The following is an 8,251-nucleotide window of genomic DNA, read 5'->3' as shown; positions in this document are numbered from 1 at the left end:
CATGAATGCCGGAGTCTCCTGCGCAAGACCTGATGAATCTCGTTCCCAATATGAAAGAAACCTCCCAGTCTGGAGGTTTTAAAGAGTCGATACTTAAATTTTAGAGTTGGGGCAAGAATTCAGCCAAACCACGGATATTGCGCAAAACAATATTTTTTTTGTCAAAACTGATCAGTTCTTTTTCTTTAAAGCGGGTCAGATTGCGAACGGTGGTTTCAATCGTTGTGCCCAACATGCTTGCCAATTCTTCACGGGTTAGACGAATATCCAACTTGATGCCATCGCTGGTTTCTTCACCATAAGATTCTTTGAGTGAAAGCAGAAGTTCAGCCAAGCGTTCAGGGACAGATTTATAGGCCATATCACGTGCTTTGTCTTCGGCTTGTTTGAGATCATTGCCCATTTGTTCAAGCATTTCAAGCGCGAAAGAAGGATTCTTGCGCAAAGACTGTAAAAAGAGATTGCGGTCAAGAAAACAAATCGTGGCCTCTTCGATCACTTCGGCGGTTGCAGAATAGGGCTCATTGGTTAAGAAAGAGCGGTAACCCAGTAAATCACCTGCTTTGGCCAAACGCACGATATAGCTTTTTCCATCAGGGGTATATTTGGTAAGCTTTACTTTGCCTTTTTCAAGACAATAAACACCAAAGGGACGGTTGCCCTCATAAAAAATGACCTGGCCGGGTTTATAGCCATGCGCCAGTTTACAAGAGCTAAGTTCCTGCAATTGATCGGGTGAAAGATTGCGCATGGGATTCAGGTTGCGTACCTGGCAATGTTCACAATCTGGATTCGTATGAGACATATCCCCTCGCCTGTTGCAGCATCTTAAAAAAGAGAAATAAATTCCTCTTCAGATAGTATATACCTCTATGGGCATCTCCTTCAAGGGGGCTTGGGCTTCCCTTCCTTGTGGTTTGAGATCTTGGGGATTGGAATCAGCGCTTTTATTTCATCAGAACCTCAGTTGATATAGAGAAGGTAGTAGAGTACAGGCCAAAGTGTCACAATAAAGAACCAATAAAAACCGACCAAAGTTAAGTGGGTATGCCCTAGAATAATGCCTGCCTGAGAAACGGGTTGAAGCATCCAGGCGTCTTGATGCAGTTTTCTGACTACCCAGGTCAAGGCGGTCAGGCCGCCCAAGAGGTGAGCAAGGTAAATACCGATCAGGGGATAGAAAAAGGCAGAAATAAGATTGAGTGGATTTTTGAGCCCAAACATAAATATCTGGCTCCATTCGATGCCCTGTGAAAGCACAAACATCAAACCCATGACAACGGTCATTCCCAGCCAATTGGGTGTGGTGGAACGTGCTTTGGGTATAAAAACTGAACGAAAAGCCAGAAACAGAGCAATCAGACTGCCTGCCAGAAAGAATCCATTCATCAAGGTCAATGAAAAAGGAAAAACCGGCATTTCAGGGGGAGGCCAAAATTGGTTCTCCCAGGGCAGGTTAAAATAAAATCCGCCAATTAAAGAGACGAAAAGGACTGCATCAATCGCAAGACAGGCTAAAAAAGCCTGCTCAGAAGGCGTATTTGCAAATTTCGCGGAGATCTCCCGATACCATTTGGAATGGGTTTGCGCGTGCATCTTTCGTACCTTGTGCCAAGTTTTGAGGTTTTCTCCCGCATGGGGATGTATTTTATTGTGCTTTTTCTAGAACTTTTTTCGCATGACAGGTATCAAAATGGATCTTGATCTCGATCAAGAAATCTATTTATATGCTTTGCGTTTTGGGATACAGGAGGTAAGTTTTGGGTCGGATTTTGAACGCCTTAGTTAGATGATGCGGGAAAGTAGGCCGGAAAATAAAGAAAGAAATGACTGCCCTTTCCATTGCTGCTGATTTCTAAGCGGGCATTCAGAAGCGGGAGTAGTTTATGTGTAAGATTCAAACCCATTCCAGTACCTTTTTCTCCTTCAGTGCCTGGATATGTAAAGTTTTGACTGTTTTGAATGGCTTTGATTTGTGTTTTATTCAAGCCTTTGCCCGAGTCATGAATTTCAAGACACCATTCCCGTTTGTCTTTTTTGAAATGGCAATATATTTTGTTATGTTTCGGGGTAAATTTGATCGCATTGCTGATTAAATTGTGAAGAATGGTGTAGAGCACCAAGGGATCGCCCACGGTATAGACTGGGCGGTTGGGGACTTTCGTGACAATGAGAATTTTCTTGGCTTCAATACTTGCCGCCAGGGACTCTTTGACGTGCTCTAAAATCTCGGGCACAGAGAGGATTGCTTTTGTATTTTGTGGGTTTTCAATTAAATTTTTCATGATTTTGGTGAGCATTTCCTGGCTGGAACGCGCACTGAGATGAAGCGCCTCAATCACCTCCTGTTTGATATTTTCCGCAGGGTGTGTTTTTTTCAGGGCATAGGTCAAGTTGGTAATGCCACTCAGGTTATTGCTGACGTCATGCAACATCAGTTTCAGCCATTGTTTTTGAGCTTGAGAGGAAATGGTAAGCGCTTGGGAAGCAATTGCCTGGGTTTGAACCTGCATTTCAGTTTCCTGGCGTAAGAAAGCCTGGCGTTTTAAGCGAATATCGATGATATGTAGGAGTTCCTCAAATTCAAAAGGTTTATAGAGAAAGTCTTCTGCTCCGAGATTCATGGCTGTACGTAAGGTTTGCAGCTCTGAGCGCGCTGTCAGAAAAACAAAAGGAATAGAACGGATCTCGGGATTGGCTTGAATATTTTTGAGCAGGGTGAAGCCATCCATTTTGGGCATCATCAGATCCGAGAGGATCAGATTGGGGTGGTGTTCTTTGGTGAGCTTCAATCCTTCGACGCCGTTTTCGGCCTCAAGAATCTTATAATTTTCCATTTCAAGAAATTCGCGCAGTTGTGAACGAATGATGGCATCGTCCTCAATGATCAGAAGGGTATTCATCGTCAAGCTCCTTGCTCAGTTTACAGGGAAGTTCAATCCAAAAGCATGATCCTTTGGGCAATTGGGGCTCATAGTGAATCTTTCCCCCATGCAATTCAATTGCGTTTTTTACAATTGAAAGTCCCAGGCCTGTGCCTTGAATGGCTTGAACATTGCTCCCCCGAAAAAAGGGTTCAAACAATTTTGATTGTTCAGCGATTGGAACACCCAGACCTTGATCATAGACATAAATCCACAAGGTATTCTGTTTCCAAACCGTTTTCAGGCGTATTTCTGAACCGGGGGGTGAATATTTCACTGCATTCAACAATAAATTGCTCAGGGCATACCAGATCAAATCCTGATCGAGCCAAAGAACACTTTCTTTGGGTTCAATTTCAAGAATAAGGGTATGGGTTTGCTGACCTACCTCCTGAACTTCCTGTTGAATATCTTCGCACAAGGCCTGTAAGCTCAGGGGTTTCAAACTGAGTTTTTTATTCTCTGATGCAGGCAAGGCGGTGTGTTTGCTGAGAAAGAGGGATTTATCCATTAGACGATTGATCTTTTTGACGGCTTTTTGAATGGTCTGTAAGTGAAGATCAAATGATTCGGGTCTCAATTTTATTTTGCCCCGAGCCAAAATTTGGGTGGCAGAAAGGATTTGTGTCAGGGGGGTGCGAAACTCATGTGAAACCATGCCAATGAAAGCTGTTTTGATGCGATTGTATTCTTGCTCCTCTTTTAAGGCTTGCTTTAAGCGGGTTTCCATTTTTTGACGTTCGCTGACATCTAAAACAGAGCCCGCAAAATGTTGAGGCTGACCGAGGCTGTTTTTTTCAAGACATTCACCCCGAACCCAAAACCAGGCTGTATTCTGGCTTGAGCTGACTTGAGCTGGTAGCGTCAGCTCAAAATGATCCTCTTTGAAGAGTGATTGCGGCAGGGGAATGCGGTTCAGAAAATCCTGACAGTTTATTTTGAGCTTTCGGGTTTTGAGACCCAGCATTTCAGAAAGTTCACGGTTGATCGAAATCGTCTCTGAAGAAAAATTCCAATCGAACAAGCCTATTTTCCCTATTTCTGCAGCTCTTTTTTGCTCTTTTCTGCTTTTTTTTAGGGCAAGTAAAGCTTTTTGATTGGCGGTAATATCTTGGGCCATATAAACATAGCCCAGAATATTTTTTCCCAGGCGATAAGGGCTGAGTGTTATTTTGTAGAAATAGGAGAGGCCATGTATTTCTATCGGGAGGGTCACAATTTTGGTTTGCCCGTTGATGACTCTCTCAATGAGTGCTTCCCAATACATTTTTTGCTCTGTTGGCAAATGATGAATCGGTGACCAGTCGTGTGACGGAGCTTGTCCAAAATAGTGGAAATGAAATTTGCTGTAGGCGCTGTTCCAGATTTGGGGAAAATGAGATTCAGAAATATAGGCAATGGGGTATTGAATACTTTCAATCAGTGTTTGCAAGATTTGAAAATGGCTGGGAATGGTTTCTTGCCAATCCTGTTGCAATTGAATATTCTGAAGCGTACAAAGAAAGGCTTTTGAATCAAAGTTTTGAATTTCTTTTAAGCTGATAGAGAGGGTGGGGCTGAGATTGTTATGTGCGGGCAAGACTGTCTTAAACTCTTTGCCTTGAGCTGTGAGTGACGCAAAATCTGTGAACGGAGGGAAAAGTTCTGCTAAGGTGATTTTTTCAGAGTTTTCTTGATAAGCAACGAGTGCTTGTTGCCAGGCTTGATTACAATACTTCAGCTGCCCATTCAGATCAAACAAAGCGATTCCCCAATCTAACGCGTCACAAACGAAGTGATTCTGTCCTTCGAGACAGCTGTCTTCGTTTGGATTGAGGGTTTCTTTCATTGGGGCGGAAGTTCGACTATCCCTTGTTCAAGGGCGTATCGAGCCAGGCCCACAACCGAGCGTATTCCCAGTTTTTTCATTAGACGCGCGCGGTAGGTTTCTACAGTACGAACGCTGATGCCCAGGTTAAAAGCAATATTGTCTTTGTTATAGTCTTCTGCCAACATGCGCAAAACTTCCATTTCACGTTTAGAAAGCAGATGGGCTTTTTCAGGCTGCTTTTCAGCAAAGACCTGATCGGGGCGTTGATCGTCAAAATAGTACCCTCCCATTGAAACGCAGATCACCGCTTGAATCAGTTTCTCGGGTTCCATATTTTTGCTTAAAAAACCATGGGCTCCTGCTTTGATCAGATCCGCTTTGGGAAGGTTACTGGCCGAACCTGTATAAAAGAGAATTTTAAGATCAGGGATTAGCTCCAATAGCTGATGAGAAAGTTCCAATCCATGCCCATCCTGAAGATTCATGTCAATGATGGCCAATTTGGGAGGATTCTTTTGCGCAAGCGTGAAAGCTTCTTGTGCGCCTGAAGCTTCATAAATCTCCAGTGCGGCAAAAGGAAGCTCTTTGTCTTCTAGCATCAGACGAATGCCCATCAAAGTAAGCGGATGGTCGTCGACCAAGAGGATCTTTAGTGAGTTATTGGGCATGTTTTCATTCTTGGCAAAAATCTTTATTGTTACAGTTTGATTAAAATTTTGATAACAAAAATCAGTCTTAAGTCTTGCATTGTGACAAATTTATTATAACATGTGAGTGTCAAAGTGAGTCCGGCCCTTCCTCTCTGTCTGAATGTAAAAATAAAGTCATTTTTGTTCAGGTTATTACTTGGTTTTTTTACTCATTCAACAATCTTAGCTGGGGATATTGATGAACTAATTCCTGTGTTGTTCTCATTTATTCACTCTGCTTTATATTCTAATTTATAGATTTGTAAGTAATCCAACTACAAAAAACTCGTGAATTTACGTTGTGTTGTAAGGGACTGGATGTCATGCCTGTAGATCCCCGGACATGACTTCATTGCTTCAATTTGATAGGATCAAAATAATTCAGTCATGCTGTTCTATTCAATATTTCACCAAAGCTTTTGAGAGCAGACCTGTTGGTATTCTTATTTAATTTTTGTAAATGAGGTGTATATGGCTGACTTACTCGTAAAAATACAAAGCAAATCAATTTTTTTTATTGGCAATTCGCTTCATTGTTTGAGTTTGAGTACACATTTGGGCAGAGAAAAGAACCTCACCATTTTGGGGCTTGCCAATAATTTAATCTCTGCTCTTGATAAACTGAAAAATTTAGACCCTGAATTTGTTATTCTCGATCCCAGTTGTTTTGAAGCTGATGAAATCAAGATTCTCTTCAATCATTTATCCAAGAGTAAATCGCAAACGCTTATTTTTTCTAAAGAAAAACCACACGCTGCTTTCAGTGATTTTCGATTTGTTCAAAAGCCCCAAACCATGTTGAATGAAAATTTTCCCACGCAAGAAATACTTCAGGCGATCTTTGAGTCTTCGCCTCTTACTCACAACTTGAAAGCGGTGAATAAGCCCCTTTACCAGGTCATGTTGATCGATGATTCTGCTTTGATGAAACTGATTGTGACCAATCTTATGAATTCAGATCCCCAACTTAAATTGGTGTGTGATGCCAAGAACGGGCAAGAAGGTTTAGAACTGCTTCAGCGTTTTTCACCGGATCTGATTTTACTGGATATTGAAATGCCGGTTATGAATGGGATTGAATTTTTGGAGCGGGCCCGCTCCAAAACCAAAGCCAAAATTATTGTGCTTTCTTCAATCGTTTTAGAAAAAGCGCAACAGGTAAAAGCTTTGGGGGCCGATGCGATTATTGAAAAGCCTGATGGCTCAGTGTCGCTTGATTTTGAGTCAAAATCAGGGAAAAAATTGCTTGAACTCATTCATCAGATTTTAGATTAAATAGAAGTAAACAGGGCTTTTCTGCCCATTGATTGCGTCTTTAATAATTAAAATATTTTAATTATTTTGCCTATTATATATATTTTTTCTTAAATATTTTAAATAATAATATATCCAAAGTGAGCGTTTCTTATGGATGAATTTGACCTGTATGAAGATGATGATATTAATATCGATGATACGTATTTAACCTTCTCGATTGATCTTGAAGAATATGCGATCTGTGTCAGTTATGTCACCGAGATTGTAAGGATGCAGAAAATCATTGAAATGCCAGATGTTCCTGCTTATATCAAAGGGGTGATCAATTTGCGTGGGAAAATTGTGCCTGTCATGGATATCCGCAAACGTTTTAATCTTCCCAGTTTGGAGTATTCAGATCGGACCGTGATCATTGTGCTTGAAATTGAAGGTGTTTTAACGGGGATTGCGGTGGATCGGGTCAATGATGTGACTGAACTTCCTGCTCAGGCGATTGAACCTCCTCCCCATTTTGCGAGAGAGAGTGAAACACATTCTTTGATCAAAGGAATGGGAAAAAGTGGAGAACATGTCTATATCCTTTTGGATATTGAACCCATGCTCCAAAATGGCAAAATTCAGTCAAAGAGCGCCGATCTTATTTCGTATTGATTATTTTCCTTGATTTCAAGTTCAGTCTGTTTAAAATATTCTAAAGTGAAAAGAGAGTAAATCATTATGGTTGCACAAGAAATTCTGCTTTCTCAAAATGAAAAGAAGAATTTATTAACTCAGATCAAAAAGATTGGCCAGGCTCTGGATAAAAATGAAGCAATACTTCCAGGCTTTGACAGTTCGAAATATTCTGAGTCATTTCAAGAGATTGTGCTTGAATTGAACAAGCTGGTTGCACAAGTACAAGACCTGCACAGACCCGAGCCCTTGGATTCGGAAACAGATCTTTCAATTCAATTAAAGAATGCGGCTGTATCAAGTGTTTCAACCAATATTATGATAGCCAACCCCAAGTTCGAAATTGTGTATATGAACCCAGCCATCGTTCAAATGTTTAAAGATGCAGAGCACGAAATTCGCGAAGTTTTTAAGAATTTTGATCCTGAAAAGCTAATGGGTATGAATATCGACGTTTTTCATAAAAATCCAGCCCATCAACGTAAAGTTCTTGCAAATTTAAAGGGTATTTTTCGTTCGCGGATTTCAATTGGAATGCGTTCTTTTGATCTGGTCGCTGCTAAATCTGAGAACCATGAAGGTGAAACGATTGGCTATGTGGTGGAGTGGACAGATATTACGCATCGTCTGGTGACTGAGAGCGAAAAAGAAACGCTTTTAACCGAGTCTTTGCGGATTAAATCGGCTTTGGATTGTGTCAGCAATAATTTGATGATTGCGAATCCAGATTTTGAAATTGTGTATATGAATCCTGCCATTACCCAGATGTTTAAGAATGCCCAGCACGAAATTCGCGAAGTCTTTAAGGATTTTAATCCTGAAAAGCTGATTGGAATGAATATCGATGTCTTTCATAAAAATCCAGCCCACCAGCGCAAAGTCCTTGAAAGTTTGAAAGG

At 41.1% G+C, this 8,251-nt stretch carries 8 protein-coding genes; 3 read left to right on the top strand and 5 right to left on the bottom strand.

Annotation, left to right across the window (positions count from 1 at the left end):
* Nucleotides 1-100: 100 nt before the first annotated feature.
* The 5 genes from COW20_13115 to COW20_13095 form a co-directional block, all read right to left on the bottom strand.
* Nucleotides 101-805 carry a transcriptional regulator gene (locus tag COW20_13115; GenBank protein PIW47308.1) on the bottom strand — a complete coding sequence of 235 codons (705 nt, stop codon included), beginning with the start codon at nt 803-805 and terminating at the stop codon, nt 101-103.
* A gap of 158 nt (nt 806-963) precedes the next feature.
* Nucleotides 964-1,596, bottom strand: a complete 633-nt coding sequence (locus tag COW20_13110) for a hypothetical protein (protein ID PIW47307.1) — start codon at nt 1,594-1,596, stop codon at nt 964-966.
* A 185-nt stretch (nt 1,597-1,781) separates the two neighbouring features.
* On the bottom strand, nt 1,782-2,903 hold the full coding sequence (locus COW20_13105) for a hypothetical protein (GenBank protein PIW47306.1): 1,122 nt from the start codon (nt 2,901-2,903) through the stop codon (nt 1,782-1,784).
* On the bottom strand, nt 2,881-4,752 hold the full coding sequence (locus COW20_13100) for a hypothetical protein (protein PIW47305.1): 1,872 nt from the start codon (nt 4,750-4,752) through the stop codon (nt 2,881-2,883). The genes COW20_13105 and COW20_13100 overlap by 23 nt, the downstream gene beginning before the upstream one ends.
* Entirely contained in the window at nt 4,749-5,402 is a 654-nt protein-coding gene (locus tag COW20_13095; protein ID PIW47304.1) for a hypothetical protein, read from the bottom strand. Before COW20_13095 ends, COW20_13100 begins: the two co-directional genes overlap by 4 nt.
* 492 nt (nt 5,403-5,894) lie before the next feature.
* Between COW20_13095 and COW20_13090 the strand changes: the two genes are divergently transcribed.
* The 3 genes from COW20_13090 to COW20_13080 form a co-directional block, all read left to right on the top strand.
* Entirely contained in the window at nt 5,895-6,698 is an 804-nt protein-coding gene (locus COW20_13090; GenBank protein ID PIW47303.1) for a hypothetical protein, read from the top strand.
* A gap of 132 nt (nt 6,699-6,830) precedes the next feature.
* The gene (locus COW20_13085) at nt 6,831-7,331 is read left to right on the top strand and encodes a chemotaxis protein CheW (GenBank protein ID PIW47302.1); all 501 of its coding nucleotides are present in this window, start codon (nt 6,831-6,833) and stop codon (nt 7,329-7,331) included.
* Nucleotides 7,332-7,397: 66 nt separating this feature from the next.
* Nucleotides 7,398-8,251: hypothetical protein (locus COW20_13080; protein ID PIW47301.1), on the top strand; the 854-nt coding region annotated here is incomplete at its 3' end.

The organism is bacterium (Candidatus Blackallbacteria) CG13_big_fil_rev_8_21_14_2_50_49_14 (genome assembly GCA_002783405.1).
Lineage (GTDB): Bacteria > Cyanobacteriota > Sericytochromatia > UBA7694 > UBA7694.
This window is presented reverse-complemented; position numbering and strand designations above follow the sequence as displayed.

Excerpts from the sequence above, each read along its gene's own strand:
- COW20_13090 (PIW47303.1), top strand. The coding sequence starts at position 5,895 with ATGGCTGACTTACTCGTAAAAATACAAAGCAAATCAATTTTTTTTATT.
- COW20_13095 (PIW47304.1), bottom strand. The coding sequence starts at position 5,402 with ATGCCCAATAACTCACTAAAGATCCTCTTGGTCGACGACCATCCGCTT.
- COW20_13115 (PIW47308.1), bottom strand. The coding sequence starts at position 805 with ATGTCTCATACGAATCCAGATTGTGAACATTGCCAGGTACGCAACCTG.
- COW20_13110 (PIW47307.1), bottom strand. The coding sequence starts at position 1,596 with ATGCACGCGCAAACCCATTCCAAATGGTATCGGGAGATCTCCGCGAAA.
- COW20_13105 (PIW47306.1), bottom strand. The coding sequence starts at position 2,903 with ATGAATACCCTTCTGATCATTGAGGACGATGCCATCATTCGTTCACAA.
- COW20_13100 (PIW47305.1), bottom strand. The coding sequence starts at position 4,752 with ATGAAAGAAACCCTCAATCCAAACGAAGACAGCTGTCTCGAAGGACAG.
- COW20_13085 (PIW47302.1), top strand. The coding sequence starts at position 6,831 with ATGGATGAATTTGACCTGTATGAAGATGATGATATTAATATCGATGAT.